Raw genomic sequence first — 19,684 nt, forward strand, 5'->3', positions numbered from 1 at the left:
CCCATCGAAGCATCTCGTCGGGCGAACGAACACGTGTTTTCGTGCCAATGGCCCTAACATGCCATTGGTGAGCACCACCGCACCCGGACGCCGCCCCGCGGCCCGCTCGACGCTCGTCGACGAGGACCCGCGCGCCATCCTCGCCCGTGCCCTGGCCAGCGTGCAGGAGCGCCGGACCCAGGACGACATCGAGCTCGCCGAGGCCCGCCACGCCCTGGCCCGTCTGCGCGACACCGGCGAGGACCGCGAGCCCGGGGTCGCCCGGGTCACGCTCGAGGTCGCCTCGAGCCTGGTCCAGGAGCTCGTCGCGACGACGACCGGGCCGATGCGCCAGCTGATCATGTCGACCTCGGTCGGGGCCACCCCCCAGGACGACGCCGTCGACGCCTACACCCGCGACGTCATCGCCGCCGGGCGCCCGCAGCTGGCGGTCTACGACGCCAGCCTGCTCGACGACCCCGAGGCGGTGGCCAACGCGGCGTCGTACCGGCAGATCGGCGAGCAGCAGCGGATCGTCGAGGACGTGCCGACCGAGTTCGGCGTCTACGGCACCGAGGCCGTCGTCTGCGTCGAGACCTGGGGCGACCCGGGGTCCGACTACGTCCTCGTGCGCGAGCCGATGCTCGTCGCCGCCTTCATCGCGTACTTCGACGAGGTGTGGGCCCGGGCCCTGCCGATGCCGTCGGGGCGCGTCGGGGGCGACGACGACGACGAGCAGCTGCTCGACCTGCTCGCCCGCGGCTACAAGGACGAGGCCATCGCGCGCTACCTCGGCTGGAGCCTGCGCACCGTCCGCCGCCGGGTCGCGCGGCTGATGGAGGAGCTCGGCGCGCGCACCCGCTTCCAGCTCGGCGCCCAGGCCGTCCGATCCGGACGGCTCAGCGAGGCGCCCCGGCCGGGCACCCTGCCGGGGGCACGGTTGGGCCGGGCTCCCGCCAGCCGATAGCCTCGTCCGGGCCGACCGCCGTCGGCCCGACGGATCGGGAGGAGCCGCGGATGCCGGCGATCGTGCTGGTGGGTGCCCAGTGGGGCGACGAGGGCAAGGGCAAGGCGACCGACCTGCTCGGGTCGAGCGTCGACTACGTCGTGAAGTTCAACGGCGGCAACAACGCCGGCCACACCATCGTCATCGGCGAGGGCGAGGCGGCGCAGAAGTACGCGCTGCACCTGCTCCCGAGCGGGATCCTCACCCCGACCTGCACGCCGGTCATCGGCAACGGCGTCGTCATCGACCTCGGCGTCCTCTTCGAGGAGATCGACGGGCTGTCGGCGCGCGGCGTCGACCCGTCCCGCCTGGTCGTCAGCGCGACGGCGCACGTCATCACGCCGTACAACCGCACCCTCGACAAGGTCACCGAACGCTTCCTGGGAAAGCGGAAGATCGGGACGACCGGTCGCGGGATCGGCCCGACCTACGCCGACAAGATGTCGCGCACCGGCATCCGCGTGCAGGACCTCTTCGACGAGGGCATCCTGCGCCAGAAGGTCGAGGGCGCCCTCGAGGTGAAGAACCAGGTCCTCACGAAGATCTACAACCGCCGCGCCGTCGAGGTCGACGAGGTCGTGCAGGAGCTGCTCTCCTACGCGGAGCGGCTGCGCCCGATGGTCGCCGACACGACGCTGCTGCTCCAGCAGGCCCTCGACCGCGGTGAGACGGTGCTGCTCGAGGCCGGGCAGGCGACGCTGCTCGACGTCGACTTCGGCACCTACCCGTTCGTCACCTCCTCGAGCGCGACGGCCGGCGGCGCGTGCACCGGCTCGGGCATCCCGCCGACGCGCATCGACCAGGTCATCGCCGTCCTCAAGGCCTACTCGACCCGCGTCGGCGAGGGCCCGTTCCCGACCGAGCTGCACGACGACATGGGCGAGTTCCTGCGCAAGACCGGCGCCGAGTACGGCACGACCACCGGCCGCCCCCGCCGGTGCGGCTGGCTCGACACCGTCGTCGGCCGCTACGCGACGCGGGTCAACGGCGTCACCGACTTCGTCGTCACCAAGCTCGACGTCCTCACCGGCCTGGAGAAGGTCCCCGTCTGCGTGGCGTACGACGTCGACGGCGTCCGGCACGACGAGATGCCGGTCGACCAGAGCGACTACCACCACGCCACGCCGGTCTACGAGGAGCTGCCCGGCTGGTGGGAGGACATCTCCGGCTGCCGCCGCTTCGAGGACCTCCCCGCCAACGCGCAGGCCTACGTCCTGCGCGTCGAGGAGCTCGTGGGCGCGCGGGTCTCGGCCATCGGCGTCGGCCCCGGCCGCGACGCGATCATCGAGCGCTTCGACATGCGCGAGACCGCCGCGGCCGCCCGTACGGCGCCCCGTACGGCCCCCGCCACCTCGGGCACCGCGGGCTGACCGTGCCCGCCGCCTACCACCCGAGGCCGCGCCGGGGCTGGCTCAACGACCCCAACGGGATGATCTTCCGCGGCGGGCGCTGGCACGTGTTCTTCCAGCACAACCCGGCCGCCGCCCGGCACCACGCCATCGCCTGGGGGCACCTGTCGTCCGAGGACCTCGTGCGCTGGCACGCGCACCCGGTGGCCTTCGGGCCGGAGCCGGGCGCGGTCGACGCCTTCGGCTGCTGGAGCGGGGTCGCGACCGACCTCGGCGACCACGTCGCCGTGCTCTACACCGGCGCGGAGGTGACCCCGGCCGACACCACGGTCTGCCTGCGCCGCTCGCTCGACGACGACCTCGAGACGTGGTCGGCACCGCAGGTCGTCGCCGCCCAGGCGCAGGTGCCCGCGGAGGTGGGGCTGGTCGAGATGCGGGACCCGTTCCTGCTCGAGGCCGGAGGGCGCCGGTGGGCGCTGCTGGGGGCCGCGCTCTCGGTCGAGGGCGAGCGGCGCCCGGCGCTGCTGCTGTGGGACGCGAGCGACCTCGAGCACTGGGAGTTCGCGGGCGTCTGGCTCGACCACACCGACCCGGTCCTCGCCGGCTGCGCGCCCGCCCAGATCTGGGAGTGCCCGCAGCTGCTCGACGTCGACGGCACCGCCGTCCTGCTCGTCTCGCGCTGGGTCGACGACCGGCTCGAGGGGGTCGCGCAGGTGCTCGGCGAGCTGGGCGTCGACGAGCAGGGCCGCCCGTCCTTCGCCGCCCGCGCCGGCGGCGACCTCGACTCCGGCCCGTCCTGCTACGCGCCGCAGGTCGCCGTCGACGACGACGGCCCGTGGCTGCTCGGGTGGGTCAAGGAGGACGGCGTGCCGCAGCGCACCGACGGCACCGACGACCCGGACGCGCAGGTCGGCTGCCTCACCCTCGTGCGGCGGCCGGTCCTCGTGGAGGACGACGTGCGCTGGCGGACCGACCCCCGCTGCGAGGCGCTGCTCGGCGACCCGGTCGCGTGGGCCGACGGTGACGAGGTCCCGGCGGCCGCGCAGGTCGTCGTACCGCGGGGTGGGCGGCTGGAGCGCGGCGGGACGTCGCTCGACCTGCCGCCCGGCGCGCAGGCCTGGGTCGACGGCGACGTCGTCGAGACCTACCCCGGCGACGCCGTCCCGGCGACCACCCGGGCCGCCGGCTCCGGTGGGTGGCGCCTGTCGGCGCAGCAGGCGCGGGTCCGGGTCGTCCGCACCCCCTGACCCGCTCCCTGGCCGCTCGGCAGGAAAGTCCGGTGCGGGAGGCAACCTCCCGGGGGGTCTGCGCGACCTCCTCCCGCGACCACCACCGACACGATGCTGAGGGGGACGACCATGACGGTCGGCACAGCACACACCGTTCGCGAGGACGTCGACGTCCCCGCGATCTACCAGACCCACTGGCGACCCATGGTCCGGCTGGCGCTCCTGCTGGTCGACGACGTCGCCGCCGCCGAGGACGTCGTCCAGGACGCCTTCATCGCGCTGCACCGGCAGCAGGACCGGCTGCGCGACCCGCACGCCGCCATCGGCTACCTGCGCACCACGGTCGTCAACATGTCCCGCTCCGCCATCCGGCGCCGGGTCGTCGCCCGCAAGCACCTGCGGGTCGCCGAGCCCGAGGGCCTGCCCGGCGCCGACGAGAACGTCGTCCTGCGCGAGGAGCACGCCGAGGTCCTCGCAGCCCTGCGCACCCTGCCCGACCGGCAGCGCGAGGTCCTCGTGCTGCGCTACTTCTCCGGGGTGTCGGAGAACGAGATCGCCGCGATCCTCGGCATCTCGACCGGCACCGTCAAGTCAAGCGCCAGCCGGGGCCTCGCCTCGCTGCGCACCGTCATGGGAGGCCGAGCATGAGCCCCTGGGACCCCCGTCGGCCGTCCGACGAGCACGACGACACCCCGTACGACGACACCCCGAGCCCTCAGGGCTCGCCCAGCCCGGAGACCGCCGACATGAGCCGCACACCCACCCCCGACCTGCCCCGCCTCCCCGAGCTGGGGGACGACGACCTCGAGCGGCTGCTGCGCGGCGCCTTCGAGGAGCGGACCCGCGCCGAGGTCCCCGACGACCGGGTCCCGCCCGCCGTCGAGTGGCCGTCGGCCCGGGCCGCGCGCCGCACCTGGCTCACCCCGCTCGCCGTCGCCGCGAGCATCGCGGTCGTCGCCGCCGGGGGCGGGCTCGCGCTCGCCCAGCAGCACCGGACCCAGGAGGCGCCGCCCGCGACGCAGACGGTCACCGCGGAGCCGACCTCGGCCTCGCCGACCTCCTCGACCGGCACCCCGAGCACCACGGCGACCGGGACGGCGACCGGGACGGCGACCGCCACCGGGACCGGCACGGTAGCCCCGCCCGCCACGTCGAGCGCGCCCAGCTCGGCGACCACGACCCCGGCCCAGCGGGTGACCGCCGGGTCGGCGACGCTCCTCGTGCCCGCCGGCTACACCGTGACGCAGAAGAGCGCCCAGGGCGCCGCGGTCCCGACCTGGTGCCTCAACAGCCCCGGGACCGCCGACTGCGTCATCACGTTCATCGACTACCACGGCACGACGAGCCAGGCCCTCAGCTCCGACACCCCGGGCGGTTACGCCGCCAACCCGGAGTACTGCGGCGCCGGCGTCGTCGACTCCAACCCCACCAAGCCGGGGACGTCCTCGGTGCAGCTCGTCGACTACAGCGAGGGGCAGTGGAGCGGCCGGGCCGCCGAGTTCCGGCACTGGAGGTACGACTGCACGGACGGCACGACGTACGACGTCGCGCAGTACACCGTGATGACGGCCGCGCCGTACGGTCTCTTCACCGAGAAGGCCAGCGCGGACGTCATCGCCACGATGGCGCAGGTCGTCGCCGGCTCGACCCTGCCCCCGGCCACCTCGAGCGTCCGGCTCTACGACCACGGCATCGTCCGCTCCGTGACGACCGCGCCGGACGGGTCCGCAGTCATCGCCGTGGACCGGGTCGTCATCGGCCGCGCTAATGGCAGCACGCAGACCTACCCCTACACCGTGCCGAGCGGGACGACGTTCCCCGACCTCAAGGGGGGACCGGCCCCCCTCACCGCCGCCCAGCTGGACGGCAGGACCGTGACCCTGACGACCGACGGGTCGGTCGTCACCGAGGGCTACGCCTCCTGATCAGCGCAGCACTGTCATCCGGTGCGCCGCCCGGGTCATCGCCACGTAGGTGACCCGGGCGCCGCCGGGTGACTCCGCGGTGATCCCGTCGGGGTCGACGAGGACGGTGGCGTCGTACTCCAGACCCTTGGTCGACATCGGGTTGGCGACCCGCACCCGGCCGGACGCGCTCCCGTCGAGGTCGGCCAGCCCGGCTGCCCACCGGTCCGGCGTGATGACGGCGACCGAGCCCTCGACCTCCTCGAGGAGGTCGTCGACGGCCGTCTTCACGGCACGCCGTACGGCGTCGGGGGTGTCGCCCAGCGGCCGCTCCAGCGGCTCGACCCCCGTCTCGCGCACCGCCCGCGGGATGTCGGCGTCGGGCACGTGCCGACGCACGAACTCCTCGGCGTAGGCGAAGATCTCGCGGGCGTTGCGGTAGTTGGTGTCCATGTGGAAGCGGTGGCGCGGCAGCCGCGCGAACGCCTCCTCGCGGGCCGTCTCCGACTCCCGCGCGTCGGGCCAGGAGCTCTGCGCGGCGTCGCCGACGACGGTCCACGAGGCCCGGCGACCGCGGCGGCCCAGCATCCGCCACTGCATGGGGGAGAGGTCCTGCGCCTCGTCGACGAGGACGTGCGCGTACTCCTCGGGGCGGCCGACCGTCCCGACGAGCAGCCGGTCGCGCAGCGACTGCGGCGTGGTCGTGTAGGCGCGCTCGGCCCGGTCGCCGCCGGGGGCCGGCTGGACCTCCGCGACGCCGAAGCGGCTGACGTCCTGGAGCTCCTCGATCTCGTAGAAGCCGCGCTCCTCGCGCTCGCCCTCCTGCACGCCGCCGAGCCGTGACGCCAGCTCGTCGACGAGGGCGGCGTCGGCGACCGACCAGGTGCCGGTGCCCAGGGCCGCCCGGAGCGACTCGCCGAGGACGCTCGACTCGCGTTCGTCGAGCAGGCCGCGGGTCGCCTCGCGCCGGCGGTCGTCGTCGGCCAGCCAGAGCAGCACCTCCCGCGGATCGAGCTGCGGCCACCAGGCCGTCATGAACGCGTCGACGTCACGGGAGTCGGCGAAGCGGTCGAGGAAGAGCGGGCGGTCGTCGTGCCCGCTCTGCCGGTAGGCCGCCTCGGCGAGCAGCAGCCGCGCGGCGGAGGCGCCGAGGTTGCGCTGGTGCCCGCGCAGCACGCGGCTGCGGACCTGCTCGAGCGCGCGCCGGTCGAGGCGCACGGCCTGGCCGGCGACGAAGACGCGCAGCTCGGTCGGGGAGTCCGGCGCGTCCATCCGCACGAGGCGGCCGAGGACGGGCCGGATCCGCAGCGAGCCCTTGACGGCCGCCGCCTCGGGCGGGTCGAGCCGCTCGGTGCCGATCGCGTCGACGACGTCGCCGAGCGAGCGCAGCGCGACCGAGTCCTCTCCGAGCGAGGGCAGGACGCGCTCGATGTACGCGGTGTACGCGGCCGACGGGCCGACGACGAGGATCCCGCCGCTCTCGTAGCGGCGCCGGTCGGAGTAGAGCAGGTACGCCGCCCGGTGCAGCGCGACGACCGTCTTGCCCGTCCCAGGACCGCCGGTGATCTCGGCGACGCCGCGGCCCGGGGCGCGGATCGCCTCGTCCTGGTGGGCCTGGATGGTCGCGACGATGTCGCGCATCTGCGCGCCGCGGCTGCGGGTCAGGGCGGCCATCAGCGCGCCGTCACCGACGACGACGAGGTCGTCGGGGGCCTCGGGGACCATGAGGTCGTCCTCGACCCCGACGACGTCGGCGCCCTTGCAGCGCAGCACCCGGCGGCGCAGCACGCCGAGCGGCTCGACCGGCGTGGCCCGGTAGAACGGCGAGGCCGCCGGGGCGCGCCAGTCGATGACGAGCGGCTCGTACTGGTCGTCGCGGACCCCGAGCCGGCCGATGTAGCGCACCTCGCGCTCGAGCGCGCCGTCCGTGGCGTCGGGGGCGCCGCGGACCGGCATGTCGAGGTCGAGCCGGCCGAAGACGAGGCCCTCGTACTGGCTCTCGAGCGCGTGCCGGCGGCGGGCGGCGTGCAGGACGAGCGCGTCGCGCTCGAACAGACCGGTCAGCTCCTCGTCGCGGGCCTCGCCGACCCGGTCGGTGCGGCCGCGGGCGAGGCCGTCCGCCTCGACGGCGCCGGCGCGGACCCCGGCCTTGGCCAGCTCCTCGTACACCCGGTCGACGTGCCGCTGCTCGGCGGCGATCTCCTCCGCGACCTGCACGGCGACCGCCTGGTCGCCGCCCCCCTCGGTGCCGCTCACGCGTCCCCCGCCTCTTCTGCCGTGCCGTGCTGACCGTGATCGTCCGGTGGTGCGGGCGCCGACCGGGCGCCGCGACCCTCGGGCCGACCGTCGAGTCTAGTCTGGCGGCGTGCCGCGCCCCGCCGTCCGTCCACCGTCCGGGCAGCCGCTGGTGGGCAGGGTCGTGCGGCTGGACCCGGTGTCCGTCGGCGACGTCGACGGCCTGCACGACGTGTGGTCCGACCCGGAGGTCTACCGGCACGGCTTCCTCATGGCCCGCCCGCCGGCGGACCGGGACGAGGCGGCGGCGATGGTCGCGGCGCAGCTCGACGCCCGCCCGTCGCGGTGGGCCTACACGGTGCGGCTCGTCGACGACTCCCCGCTCGGCCCGGCCGGCACCGTCGTCGGCACCAGCTCGCTCGGCGACGTCGACCTCGGGAACGAGCACGTCCACCTCGGCTGGACGACCTACGGCTCGCGCTGGTGGGGCACCGCCGTCAACCCCGAGACCAAGCTGCTCCTGCTCGGCCACGCGGTCGACGACTGCGGCTTCGGCCGGGTCCGGATCCAGACCGACGTGCTCAACGAGCGCTCGCAGGCCGCCATCGCCCGGCTCGGCGCGGTCCGCGAGGGGGTCCTGCGCCGGGTCGTCCGCCGCGCCGACGGCACCTGGCGCGACACCGTGGTCTTCTCCGTCCTGCACGACGAGTGGCCGAGCGTCCGCGCCGGGCTGCTCGAGCGGGTCGACCGGGCGCTCGCCCAGCCGTCGGCGGGCTGAGCGGGCGCCGTACGGGGTCCTGCGCCCCCGCGTCCGTACGACGCCCCGTGGCTCAGAGCCAGCCGCGCCGCACCGCCTGCGCCCCGGCCTGGAACCGGGTGCCGGCGCCCAGCCGGTCGAGCAGCGAGCGGATCCGGCGCTCTACCGTGCGCTGGGACACGCCCGTCTGCCGGGCGATCGAGGCGTCGGCGACGCCGGCGGCGAGCAGCCGCAGGATGGTCAGGTCGCGCCGGTCGACCTCGTCGGTGACCGACCCGCGGTCCACCGGCGACGACAGCTCCCACAGCCGCTCGAAGAGCCGGCGGACGCCGCCGACCAGCCCGGGGGTGTGCAGCACGACCCCGACCGGGGCGTCGTCGGCGCCCTCCGGCGCGTCGCTCTCGGCCCCGGTCCACTCGACCAGGCACACGGAGTCGTCGACGAGCACGAGGCTGAACGGCACGCGCAGGAAGAAGCGCTGCTCCTCGCCGCCGGCCCGCCGGGCCCGCATGACCTCGTCGGCCCCCTCCTCGTCGAGGACGTCGGTGTCCCAGATCGTGCGGTGCCGCAGCGGCTGCGAGTCGAGGCCGACGGTCGGCTCGCGCTGGGACTCGAGCGGGGCCGCGAGCAGCTGCTGCGTGCGCGCGCTCGTGGCCCGGACGACGCAGATCTGCTCGAGCCCGCCGGCGACGAGCACGTTGGTCTGGGAGGCGACCTCGTCGAGGTCGTGGAGCAGCGTGATCCCCGAGTCGGGGTCGCGGCGGCGGGCGCGCGCGTTGAAGAAGACCTGGGTGAGGTCGTGCGCCGTCGCGCGGACGACCGCGGCCCGGCGCTCGAGGTCCGAGGCGAGCTGCGGCATGGCCGTCAGGGGCGGCGGCACGTCGATCTCGCCGGTCGGGCCGGGGCGCACCAGCCCGCGCTGGGCGAGCAGGGCGAGGGCTGGGTCGAGCACCCCCGCCGGGATGCCCTGCGCGATGAGCAGCGCCCGGGACGGGCGCGGGACCCGGAGCACGGACAGGTAGACGCGTGACGCGGCCGCCTCGAGGGCGCTGTCGCCGATGGCCGAGGCGATCGCCTCGGCGTGATCGTCGGCCGGGATGGACACGACGGACCTCCACATGGTGCCTGTCCCCGAGGCTTGTGGCGGGATGCCGACACTGACTTTACCCCGCCAGGCCACAGCATGTTGTGAGGACGCTGAATTTGCCAAGGTGTGATCAGGCGGGCGCGGGGTAGACCTGGCGAGCGCCACCACAGACTGCGCGGTGTTCCCGGGTGATTGTCCCCCCTGCCTCTCGGGAGCACCGCGCTCTGCGTTGTCCGGCCCCCGTCGTGCGGGGCCCCTAGGGTTGGGCCGTGGTCGTCCTCGTCCTCGGCTCCGGAGCCCGTGAGCATGCCCTCGTCCGCACGCTGCTGGACGACGACGGCGTCGACACCGTCGTCGCCGCGCCCGGCAACCCCGGGATCGCCGCCGAGCCCGGCGCCTCCTGCCGGGCGATCGACCCGACCGACCCCGCCGCCGTGGTCGCGCTCGCCGACGAGCTGCGCCCGTCCCTGGTCGTCGTGGGCCCCGAGGCGCCCCTGGTCGCCGGGGTCGCCGACGCGCTGCGCGCGGCGTCGTACGACGTCCTCGGCCCGTCCGCCGAGGCGGCACGGCTCGAGGGGAGCAAGGCCTTCGCCAAGGAGGTCATGGCGGCGGCCGGCGTGCCGACCGCGCTCGCCCACGTCTGCACCACCGACGCGGAGGTGACCGACGCGCTCGACGCCTTCGGGGCGCCGTACGTCGTCAAGGAGGACGGGCTCGCGGCCGGCAAGGGCGTCGTCGTCACCGACGACCGCGACGCCGCCCTCGAGCACGCGCGCGCCTGCCTGGCCCGCCCCGGCGGGCGGGTCGTCGTCGAGGAGTACCTCGACGGCCCCGAGGTCTCCGTCTTCTGCGTCAGCGACGGCACGAGCGTCGTCGCGCTCCCCCCGGCCCAGGACTTCAAGCGCGTCGGCGACGGCGACGCCGGCCCCAACACCGGCGGCATGGGCGCCTACTCGCCGCTCGACTGGGCGCCCGCCGACCTCGCCGAGCAGGTCCTCGCGCGGGTCGCGCAGCCCACGGTCGACGAGATGCGCCGCCGCGGCACCCCCTTCGTCGGGGTCCTGTACGTCGGCCTCGCCCTCACCTCCCGCGGGATGCGCGTCGTCGAGTTCAACGTCCGCTTCGGCGACCCCGACGGTCAGGTGTCGCTCGCCCGGCTGCGCACCCCGCTCGGCCGGCTGCTCACCGCCGCCGCCACCGGCACCCTCGACGAGCTCGGCCCGCTGCGGGTCTCGCCCGACGCCGCCGTCACGGTCGTCCTCGCCGCGCCGGGCTACCCCGCCGCGCCGACCACCGGCGGCCCCCTCACCGGTCTCGACGAGGCCGCCGCCGTCGACGGCGCCTGGGTGCTGCACGCCGGCACCCGGCTCGACCGCGACGCGCTGGTCAGCGCGGGTGGCCGCGTCCTCGGGGTCGTCGCCACCGGCGGCACGCTCGCCGCCGCCCGCACGACGGCGTACGACGCCCTCTCGCGGATCCACCTCGACGGCGGCCACCACCGCACCGACATCGCGCTCGCCGCAGAGCGCGGCGAGATCGCCCCCGCCTCCTGAAGGGAAGGACGACCGATGACCTCAGCGGCTCCCGAGCTCGACGGCTACCGGCACCTCTACAGCGGCAAGGTCCGCGACCTCTACGCGCCGGTCGGCGCCGACGGGCAGCCGTTGGAGGACCGGCTGCTGCTCGTCGCCTCGGACCGGCTCTCCGCCTTCGACCACGTCCTGCGGACCCCGATCCCCGACAAGGGCCGGGTGCTGACCCAGCTGTCGCTGTGGTGGTTCGAGCAGCTCGAGGACCTCGTGCCGCACCACGTGCTCGCCAGCGACGGCCCCGAGATCCCGGCCTCCGTGGCGGGGCGGGCCGTGCTCGTGCGACGGCTGGAGATGGTGCCGGTCGAGTGCGTCGCCCGGGCCTACCTCACCGGCGGCGGCCTGCGCGAGTACGTCGAGACCGGCACGGTCAGCGGGGTGCGGCTGCCCGAGGGGCTCGTCGACGGCGACCGGCTGCCCGAGCCGGTCTTCACCCCGTCGAGCAAGGCGCCCGCCGGCCAGCACGACGAGCCGATCGACGAGGCGCAGGTGGACGCGCTCGTCGGCGAGCCGATGCGCCGCCTGCTGTCGTCGCTCACCACGCGGATCCTGGCCCGCGGCAACGAGATCGCCACCGAGCGCGGTGTCATCATCGCCGACACCAAGGTCGAGTTCGGGCTGGCGCCGGGGTCCGACCCGGCCGACCCGCAGGTCGTCCTCGCCGACGAGGTGCTCACCCCCGACTCGTCGCGGTTCTGGCCCGTGGAGGGCTGGGAGCCGGGGCACACCCAGCCGTCGTACGACAAGGAGTTCGTGCGCGAGTGGCTGCTGGACCCGGCCACCGGCTGGGACCGTCACTCCGGCGAGGCGCCGCCGCCCATGCCCGAGGCGATCGCTCTGCGGACCCGGGCCAAGTACGTCGAGGCCTACGAGCGGCTGACCGGGCGGACCTTCTCGTGAGCACCCCCGCCGTCCCGGGCCTCGAGCGCTTCCGGGTCCGGCAGCGGGTGACCCTCATGGTCAACCGCTACGAGATCCACCACGTCGACGCGTCCGGTCGCGAGGCCGGGTTGGTCGCCTTCGCCGAGCAGAAGCGGTTCGCGTTCAAGGAGCAGGTCACCTTCTTCACCGACGACACGCGCAGCGTCCCCCTCTTCGGGTTCAAGGCCCGGCAGCGGATCGACCTCGGGGCGACGTACGACGTCACCGACGCCGCCGGGGCGCCCATCGGCTGGTTCAGGAAGGACTTCGGCCGCTCGCTCGTCTCCTCGACCTGGCACCTCGGGACGGCGGACGGGTTCCAGGGCACAGGCACGGAGCGGAACGCGACCGTGGCGATCCTGCGGCGGGTGTGGGACTTCCTGCCGTTCCTCGGGGACGTCTGGGTGCCGTGGATCTTCCACTTCGACTTCCGCGGCCCGGACGGCTCGCTCGTGCTCAGCAGCTCCCGCAAGCCGCAGCTGCGCGACGTCTACGAGGTCGAGGTGCCGGCCGTCGGCGGGTGGCGGCTCGACTGGCGCGTCGCCGCCGCCATGGCCGTCGCGCTGGACGCGTTGCAGGGACGGTGACCGCAGGCCGGTAGCCTTCGGTCGTACGCGGCCGGACCCACCTTTGCGAGGAGCCCCCCAGCCATGGGAGCGATCGTCGTCGACGTCATGCTCAAGCCCGAGATCCTCGACCCCCAGGGACAGGCCGTCGCCGGTGCCCTGCCGCGGCTCGGGTTCGAGGGGATCACCGACGTGCGCCAGGGCAAGCGCTTCGTCCTCACGGTCGAGGGTGAGGTGACCGACGCGCACCTCGCGCAGGCGCGGCAGGCCGCGGAGACCCTGCTGTCCAACCCCGTCATCGAGGACGTCGTGGCGGTGCACGCGCTCGACGACTCCGAGGTCTCGGCGGCCGCCGGAGCCCCAGCGTGAGGGTCGGGGTCGTCACCTTCCCCGGCTCGCTCGACGACCGCGATGCGCAGCGCGCCGTCCGGGCCGCGGGCGCCGAGCCCGTCGCCCTCTGGCACGGCGACGCCGACCTGCACGGTGTCGACGCGGTGGTGCTCCCCGGCGGGTTCTCGTACGGCGACTACCTGCGCTGCGGCGCGATCGCCCGCTTCGCCCCCGTGATGGACCGGCTCGTGCCGGCCGCCCAGGGCGGCCTGCCGGTCCTCGGGATCTGCAACGGGTTCCAGGTGCTCTGCGAGAGCCACCTGCTGCCCGGCGCGCTCATCCGCAACGACCACCGCAAGTTCGTCTGCCGCGACCAGCGGCTGCGCATCGAGAACGCGTCGACGGCCTGGACGGGCGACTACGCGGCCGGCCAGGAGATCGTCGTCCCGCTGAAGAACGGCGAGGGCGGCTACGTCGCCGACGAGCGCACCCTCGACGCGCTCGAGGCCGAGGGCCGCGTCGTCGCCCGCTACCTCGGCGACAACCCCAACGGCTCCTACCGCGACATCGCCGGCGTGAGCAACGAGCGCGGCAACGTCGTCGGGCTCATGCCGCACCCCGAGCACGCGGTCGAGCCCGGCTTCGGGCCGACGACCGACGGACTCGCCTTCTTCACCTCCGTCCTGCACCAGGTGGTCTCCGCGTGAGCAACGAGCTCGACACCGTCGCCGTCGCCGGCGGCACCCCCGACACCGAGCAGCCGTGGTCCGAGCTGGGCCTCAAGGCCGACGAGTACGAGCGCATCCGCGAGATCCTCGGGCGCCGACCCACCTCGGCCGAGCTGGCGATGTACTCCGTCATGTGGAGCGAGCACTGCTCCTACAAGTCGAGCAAGGTGCACTTCTCGCTCTGGGGCGAGAACACCACCGACGAGATGCGCGAGAAGCTCCTCGTCGGCATCGGCGAGAACGCCGGCGTCGTCGACATCGGCGACGGCTGGGCGGTGACCTTCAAGGTCGAGTCGCACAACCACCCGTCGTACGTCGAGCCGTACCAGGGCGCCGCGACCGGCGTCGGCGGCATCGTGCGCGACATCATGTCGATGGGCGCGCGGCCGATCGCCGTCATGGACCCGCTGCGCTTCGGCAACCTGCACCACCCCGACACGCTGCGCGTCCTGCCCGGCGTCGTCGCCGGCGTCGGCGGCTACGGCAACTGCCTCGGCCTGCCCAACATCGGTGGCGAGGTCGTCTTCGACGACTGCTACCAGGGCAACCCGCTCGTCAACGCCCTCTGCGTCGGGTCGATGCGCGTCGAGGACATCCACCTCGCGTCGGCGCGCGGCGCCGGCAACAAGGTGGTGCTGTTCGGGGCCAAGACCGGCGGCGACGGCATCGGCGGCGTCTCGGTGCTCGCGTCGGAGACGTTCGACGAGGGCGGCCCGACCAAGCGACCCGCGGTCCAGGTCGGCGACCCGTTCGCCGAGAAGGTGCTCATCGAGTGCTGCCTCGACCTCTACGCGGCCAAGGTCGTCGCCGGCATCCAGGACCTCGGCGGCGCCGGGCTGTCCTGCGCGACGAGCGAGCTGGCCTCCAACGGCGACGGCGGCATGGCCGTCGAGCTCGACCTCGTGCCGCTGCGCGACGCGTCGTTGCGGCCCGAGGAGATCCTCATGTCCGAGTCCCAGGAACGGATGATGGCCATCGTCGAGCCGGGCCAGCTCGACGCGTTCCTCGCCATCACGACGAAGTGGGACGTCGAGGCGACGGTCATCGGCGAGGTCACCGACGGCGACCACCTCGTCATCACCTGGCACGGCGAGACGATCGTCGACGTGCCGCCGCGGTCGGTCGCGCACGACGGGCCGGTCTACCACCGGCCGCTCGCCGAGCCGTCGTACCGGCAGGTGCTGTCCCAGGACACGACCGCGCGCTTCGAGAAGCCGGCCACCGGCCCGGCCATCCGCGAGACGCTGCTGACCCTGCTCGGCAGCCCCAACCTCTGCGACAAGTCGTGGGTCACCGACCAGTACGACCGCTACGTCATGGGCAACACCGCGCTGGCCATGCCCGACGACGCGGGCGTCGTCCGGGTCGACGAGGAGACCGGGCGCGGGGTCGCGGTCGCGACCGACTGCAACGGCCGCTTCGCCAAGCTCGACCCGTACGTCGGCGCGCAGGCGGCGCTCGCGGAGGCCTACCGCAACGTCTCGACGAGCGGGGCCGCGCCGCTGGCCGTCACCGACTGCCTCAACTTCGGCTCGCCCGAGGACCCGGGCGTGATGTGGCAGTTCCGCGAGGCGGTGCGCGGGATCGCCGAGGGCTGCAAGACCCTCGGCATCCCCGTCACCGGCGGCAACGTGTCCTTCTACAACCAGACCGGCGACGTCGCGATCCACCCGACGCCGGTCATCGGCGTGCTCGGCGTCCTCGAGGACGTGTCGGTGCGGACCGGGTCCGGCTTCTCGGTCGACGGGTCCCGGGTCTACCTGCTCGGCGAGACCCGCGACGAGCTCGACGGGTCCGAGTGGGCCAACGTCGTCCACGGCCACCTCGGCGGCCGGCCGCCGGTCGTCGACCTGGAGCACGAGATGCGGCTGTCCGCGCTGCTCCAGCAGGGCGTGGCCGCTGGGTGGTTCAGCACGGTGCACGACCTGTCCGAGGGTGGTCTGGGCCAGGTGCTCGCCGAGTCGGTGCTGCGGCACGGTCTGGGCGCGCGCATCGACCTGTCCGCGCTGCAGGAGGCGTCGGGTCTCGACGCGTTCACCGCGCTGTTCTCCGAGTCGACCGGGCGGGTGCTCGTCGCCGTGGCCCCGGGCCGCGACGAGGAGTTCCTCGCCGCCGTCGGCGACCTCCCGGGCGTCGAGCTCGGGGTCGTCGACGACGAGCACGTCGACGGTCTGCTCGTCACCGCTCGCGGTGCCGACGGCTCCGACGCCGGCTTCGGCGTCGACCTCGCCACCCTCGACGCCACGCACACCCAGACCCTGCCGGCGCTCCTCGGTCGCTGACGTCCCCGCAGCGTCCGAGGGGTTGGCGGGTGCCGCTGCCGTCGTCTCGGACGCAACGGGTCAGGGTGCGGCGCCGTCGAGGAGGGGACGCAGGACCGGGGTGAGGTACAGGCTCCAGGGCACGGTCACGTGGCTCTCGTTGCGGTAGACGAGCAGGTCGCCGACGACGACCGGGCAACGGGTCTCCCCGCACAGCAACGGGACGAGCTCGAGCACGGGGATGCCGGCCCTGGCGAGCGCGGACGCGACCGCCGCGTGCCGGTCCGGGAACGGCAGGGCGCGCGAACGCTCGAAGGTGCACGCCGACACGTCGTCCAGGTGCGCGGCCAGGCAGGCCGGGACGTCGACCCCGGGCGTGGGGATCTCCCCGACGACGGCGACCCGGGGCACCCCGGCGGCCCGCAGCCGCTCGAGGGTCCCGACGGTCGCGGCGGCGAAGAGCGCCGGTGACACCTCCGGCGGGGCGTTGCCCTCGGACTGGCTGGCGATGACGAGGTCCGGGTGCAGCGCCGCGATCCGCGCCACCGTCGCCGCCCGCCAGGTGTCGCACTCGGTGTAGTCGCGCTGCAGGGTCTCGTTGAACACGGGGACGTCGGCGACGGCGCACGCCGCCTTGGTCCAGCTGACGACCCGCCAGTGCTCGTCGCGCCCGAGTCGGTCCAGGGCGGGCAGCCACTGCTCGGCGTGCGAGTCGCCGAAGAGCACGACCGTACGGCGAGCCGACGGGTCGCCGTACCGGCAGTCGCCCTGGGTCAGTGCGAGATAGGGGGCCTGGCACCCGTTCCGCGTGGTCGGTGGCACGGAGTCAGCGGCGTCACGCAGGGCCGGGGTGAGGTTCACAGGCACCGAGGTCGCGCCGAGCGAGCTGCGGGCCAGCCCGGACAGGGTCGTCGCCGCGGCCACGGGGTCCCGCGGGAGGGACGGGACGGTGGCCGCCGCGCCGGGGCCGGTGACGTCGGGCGGGAGCACGAGCACCGCGGTGGCGGTGACGAGGGAGACGAGGGTGGCGCCGGCCGCGAACGCGAGCCATCGTGCGGTCGACCACGTCGCCGCGCGGGCGGGCTGCTCGACGAACCGGTACGCCGCCGCGGCCACCGCGAGGGACGCGAGCGCCACCGCGGCGCGGCCGACGAGCGCGCCGGCCCCGTCGGCCGGGACCGGCACGAGGACGAGCAGCGGCCAGTGCCAGAGGTACCAGGAGTACGACCGCCGACCCACCCACTGCGTGGCGGGGTGGGCGAGCACCGGTTCCGCGCCGGCCCGCCCGTCGCACCCGGCGGCGACGACGGCCGCCGTCCCCAGGACCGGGAGCCACGCGGCCGTCCCGGGGAAGACCGTGCGGTCGCTCAGCCCGAAGCACGAGGCGGTCACGACGAGCAGCCCGGCCACCGACAGCGGTCCGGTGAGCCGGTGCGGAAGCCGTTCGAGCCGGGGGAGGGCCACCGCGAGCAGGGCGCCGACGCCGAGCTCCCAGGCGCGTGTGGTGAGCCAGAAGTACGCGGGGCCCGCGTCGGCGGCGGTGACGACCGCCGACCGCCAGGCCGACCAGGCGACGAGGCCGACCAGCAGGACGAGCAGCGCGCCGCGCACCCGGGCTCGCAGGAGTCGCGCGACGACGAGGACGACGAGCGGCCAGCCGAGGTAGAACTGCTCCTCCAACCCGAGCGACCAGTAGTGCGTCAGCGGTGACAGGGCGCCCGTGCCGGCGTGCAGGTAGTCGACCTGCAGCGTGGCGAGCCGCCGGTTCAGCACCGAGAGCGCGGCGTGCAGGCCGTACGCCGCCGTCTGGTCCGAGTCCAGCGGCGGCCCGAGGAAGCGGGCGGCGAGGAGCGTCGTGACGAGGACGAGCGTCGACGCCGGCAGGAGCCGGCGGACGCGGTGCGCGTAGAACCGGCCGAGGGCCGGCAGGCCCCCGTCGGGGAGGTCGCGCAGGAGCCGACCGGTGATGAGGAAACCGGACAGGACGAGGAAGACGTCGACGCCGACGTAGCCGCCCCGCACGCCGAGGTGGGCGTGGTACGCCACGACGGCCGTGACGGCGAGGGCGCGCAGACCCTCGATGTCGGGCCGGAAGGCGCGCCCCGGCCCGTCCGGCGGCGGGGAGGACGCCGTACGGACGGGCTGGGGGCGCAGGGTGGTGGTCGTCATGGCAGGCCGGGGGAGGTGCTCAATTCTGGACATACCGCACCGGGGTGCGGCAGGCCGGAACGGTCCGGCGTCCCCCGCCGTTCGGCCGACCCCTGCGTCCGAGGGGGTGGCGGCTCTGACGACCGCGGTCTCGGACGCGACGCCGTCGCGTTCGGGAGCGTCCGTGGAGCTGGCAGCCGCCGCCACCAACTCCTCGGACGCATCCGGGGGGGGGGGGGGGGGGGGGGGGGGGGGGGGGGATCAGATGCTGCGGCGGCCGAGGGCGCGGTGGGTCCAGCCCTCGGCGGTCCAGCGCTCGCGGTCGAGGGCGTTGCGGGCGTCGACGACGTTGCGCTGGCGCACGACCTCGCCCAGCGCCGCCGGGTCCATCTCGCGGAACTCGCGCCACTCGGTCAGGTGCAGGACGACGTCGGCGTCGCGGCAGGCCTCGACGGCGGAGTCGGCGTAGGCGAGCGTCGGGAACGCGGTGCGGGCGTTGGCCATCGCGTGCGGGTCGTAGACGCGGACGGCGGCGCCGGCCTGCTGGACCCCGAGCGCGACGTCCAGCGCGGGGGAGTCGCGGATGTCGTCGGAGTCCGGCTTGAACGCCGCCCCCAGCACCCCGACCCGCATCCCCGCGAGCGACCCGCCGCACATCTCGCGGGCCAGGTCGACGGTCCGCGCCCGACGGCGCACGTTGATGGCGTCGACCTCCTTGAGGAAGGTCAGGGCCTGGTCCGCTCCGAGCTCGCCCGCCCGGGCCATGAAGGCGCGGATGTCCTTGGGCAGGCAGCCGCCGCCGAAGCCGAGCCCGGCGCCGAGGAAGGCGTGCCCGATCCGTACGTCGTGCCCGATCGCCTCGGCGACCATCGTCACGTCGGCGCCGACGACCTCGCACACCTCGGAGATCGCGTTGATGAAGCTGATCTTGGTGGCGAGGAACGAGTTCGCGGAGACCTTGACCAGCTCGGCGGTCGGCAGGTCGGTGACGACGACGGGCGACCCCTCCGCGACCATCGGGGCGTAGACGTCGCGCAGCACCTTCTCCGCCCGCTCGCTCGTCACCCCGAGGACGATGCGGTCGGGGTGCAGCGTGTCGGCCACGGCCTTGCCCTCGCGCAGGAACTCCGGGTTCCACGCCAGGTCGGCCCCGCGGGCCTCGACCAGCGCGGCCAGCCGCGCGGCCGTCCCGACCGGGACGGTCGACTTGCCGGCGACGAGCGACCCGACCGCGAGGTGCGGCAGCAGCCCGGTGACGGCGGCGTCGACGTACGTGAGGTCGGCCGCGAGCTCGCCCTTGCGCTGCGGCGTGCCGACGCAGAGGAAGTGCACCTCGCAGTCGGCGGCCTGCGCCAGGTCGGTGGTGAACCGCAGCCGGCCGGTCCCGAGCATCGCGGTGAGGAGCTCGGGCAGACCCGGCTCGTGGAACGGGACGACGCCGGCGTTGAGGCTGGCGACCTTGGCCGGGTCGACGTCGATGCCGACGACGTCGTGGCCGATCTCGGCCATCGCGGCCGCGTGGGTGGCGCCGAGGTAGCCGGTGCCGATGACGGAGAGCTTCACGGGTGTCCTCCTGGGACGATGCTGACGAGGAA

16 protein-coding genes are annotated in these 19,684 nt (G+C 74.6%); 12 read left to right on the plus strand and 4 right to left on the minus strand.

Going from position 1 to position 19,684, the window contains the following annotated elements:
• Positions 1–67: 67 nt before the first annotated feature.
• The 5 genes from FB458_RS09100 (at position 68) to FB458_RS09120 (ending at position 5,488) form a co-directional block, all read left to right on the plus strand.
• Positions 68–946, plus strand: a complete 879-nt coding sequence (locus FB458_RS09100; protein WP_141848216.1) for a helix-turn-helix domain-containing protein — start codon at positions 68–70, stop codon at positions 944–946.
• A gap of 50 nt (positions 947–996) precedes the next feature.
• Positions 997–2,355, plus strand: a complete 1,359-nt coding sequence (locus FB458_RS09105) for an adenylosuccinate synthase (RefSeq protein ID WP_141848217.1) — start codon at positions 997–999, stop codon at positions 2,353–2,355.
• Between the two features lie 2 nt (positions 2,356–2,357).
• Complete coding sequence (locus tag FB458_RS09110; protein ID WP_141848218.1) at positions 2,358–3,581, plus strand: glycoside hydrolase family 32 protein; 1,224 nt, start codon at positions 2,358–2,360, stop codon at positions 3,579–3,581.
• Positions 3,582–3,692: 111 nt separating this feature from the next.
• Positions 3,693–4,211, plus strand: coding sequence for a SigE family RNA polymerase sigma factor (locus FB458_RS09115; protein WP_141848219.1), 519 nt, complete (start codon positions 3,693–3,695; stop codon positions 4,209–4,211).
• Positions 4,208–5,488 (plus strand): hypothetical protein, encoded by a 1,281-nt coding sequence (locus FB458_RS09120; RefSeq protein ID WP_141848220.1) that lies wholly within the window; start codon positions 4,208–4,210, stop codon positions 5,486–5,488. The genes FB458_RS09115 and FB458_RS09120 overlap by 4 nt, the downstream gene beginning before the upstream one ends.
• Here the strand turns inward: FB458_RS09120 and FB458_RS09125 are convergent, their stop codons facing one another.
• Positions 5,489–7,723, minus strand: a complete 2,235-nt coding sequence (locus FB458_RS09125; RefSeq protein WP_141848221.1) for a HelD family protein — start codon at positions 7,721–7,723, stop codon at positions 5,489–5,491.
• Positions 7,724–7,832: 109 nt separating this feature from the next.
• Between FB458_RS09125 and FB458_RS09130 the strand changes: the two genes are divergently transcribed.
• Entirely contained in the window at positions 7,833–8,480 is a 648-nt protein-coding gene (locus FB458_RS09130) for a GNAT family N-acetyltransferase (RefSeq protein ID WP_141848222.1), read from the plus strand.
• A 52-nt stretch (positions 8,481–8,532) separates the two neighbouring features.
• On the opposite strand, the gene FB458_RS09135 is transcribed toward FB458_RS09130, so the two are convergent.
• The gene (locus FB458_RS09135) at positions 8,533–9,564 is read right to left on the minus strand and encodes a helix-turn-helix domain-containing protein (RefSeq protein ID WP_141848223.1); all 1,032 of its coding nucleotides are present in this window, start codon (positions 9,562–9,564) and stop codon (positions 8,533–8,535) included.
• Between the two features lie 251 nt (positions 9,565–9,815).
• Between FB458_RS09135 and purD the strand changes: the two genes are divergently transcribed.
• The 6 genes from purD (at position 9,816) to purL (ending at position 15,962) form a co-directional block, all read left to right on the plus strand.
• On the plus strand, positions 9,816–11,099 hold the full coding sequence (gene purD / locus FB458_RS09140; RefSeq protein ID WP_141848224.1) for a phosphoribosylamine--glycine ligase: 1,284 nt from the start codon (positions 9,816–9,818) through the stop codon (positions 11,097–11,099).
• A gap of 15 nt (positions 11,100–11,114) precedes the next feature.
• A complete protein-coding gene (locus FB458_RS09145; RefSeq protein WP_141848225.1) occupies positions 11,115–12,035 on the plus strand; it encodes a phosphoribosylaminoimidazolesuccinocarboxamide synthase in 921 nt (306 codons plus the stop codon).
• Entirely contained in the window at positions 12,032–12,643 is a 612-nt protein-coding gene (locus FB458_RS09150) for an LURP-one-related family protein (protein WP_141848226.1), read from the plus strand. The genes FB458_RS09145 and FB458_RS09150 overlap by 4 nt, the downstream gene beginning before the upstream one ends.
• A 63-nt stretch (positions 12,644–12,706) precedes the next feature.
• Complete coding sequence (gene purS, locus FB458_RS09155; protein ID WP_141848227.1) at positions 12,707–12,991, plus strand: phosphoribosylformylglycinamidine synthase subunit PurS; 285 nt, start codon at positions 12,707–12,709, stop codon at positions 12,989–12,991.
• Complete coding sequence (gene purQ / locus FB458_RS09160) at positions 12,988–13,659, plus strand: phosphoribosylformylglycinamidine synthase subunit PurQ (RefSeq protein ID WP_141848228.1); 672 nt, start codon at positions 12,988–12,990, stop codon at positions 13,657–13,659. Before purS ends, purQ begins: the two co-directional genes overlap by 4 nt.
• A complete protein-coding gene (purL, locus tag FB458_RS09165; protein WP_141848229.1) occupies positions 13,656–15,962 on the plus strand; it encodes a phosphoribosylformylglycinamidine synthase subunit PurL in 2,307 nt (768 codons plus the stop codon). The genes purQ and purL overlap by 4 nt, the downstream gene beginning before the upstream one ends.
• A 60-nt stretch (positions 15,963–16,022) precedes the next feature.
• Here the strand turns inward: purL and FB458_RS09170 are convergent, their stop codons facing one another.
• Together FB458_RS09170 and FB458_RS09175 are read right to left on the minus strand one after the other, a co-directional pair.
• Positions 16,023–18,110, minus strand: a complete 2,088-nt coding sequence (locus FB458_RS09170; RefSeq protein ID WP_170185616.1) for an acyltransferase family protein — start codon at positions 18,108–18,110, stop codon at positions 16,023–16,025.
• A 240-nt stretch (positions 18,111–18,350) separates the two neighbouring features.
• Positions 18,351–19,652: a UDP-glucose dehydrogenase family protein gene (locus tag FB458_RS09175; protein WP_141848231.1), complete on the minus strand. Its 1,302-nt coding sequence runs from the start codon at positions 19,650–19,652 to the stop codon at positions 18,351–18,353.
• Positions 19,653–19,684: the final 32 nt, after the last annotated feature.

Source organism: Lapillicoccus jejuensis (assembly GCF_006715055.1).
GTDB classification, from domain to species: domain Bacteria; phylum Actinomycetota; class Actinomycetes; order Actinomycetales; family Dermatophilaceae; genus Lapillicoccus; species Lapillicoccus jejuensis.

Excerpts from the sequence above, each read along its gene's own strand:
- FB458_RS09145 (WP_141848225.1), top strand. The coding sequence starts at position 11,115 with ATGACCTCAGCGGCTCCCGAGCTCGACGGCTACCGGCACCTCTACAGC.
- FB458_RS09115 (WP_141848219.1), top strand. The coding sequence starts at position 3,693 with ATGACGGTCGGCACAGCACACACCGTTCGCGAGGACGTCGACGTCCCC.
- FB458_RS09120 (WP_141848220.1), top strand. The coding sequence starts at position 4,208 with ATGAGCCCCTGGGACCCCCGTCGGCCGTCCGACGAGCACGACGACACC.
- FB458_RS09170 (WP_170185616.1), bottom strand. The coding sequence starts at position 18,110 with ATGACGACCACCACCCTGCGCCCCCAGCCCGTCCGTACGGCGTCCTCC.
- purS (WP_141848227.1), top strand. The coding sequence starts at position 12,707 with ATGGGAGCGATCGTCGTCGACGTCATGCTCAAGCCCGAGATCCTCGAC.
- FB458_RS09105 (WP_141848217.1), top strand. The coding sequence starts at position 997 with ATGCCGGCGATCGTGCTGGTGGGTGCCCAGTGGGGCGACGAGGGCAAG.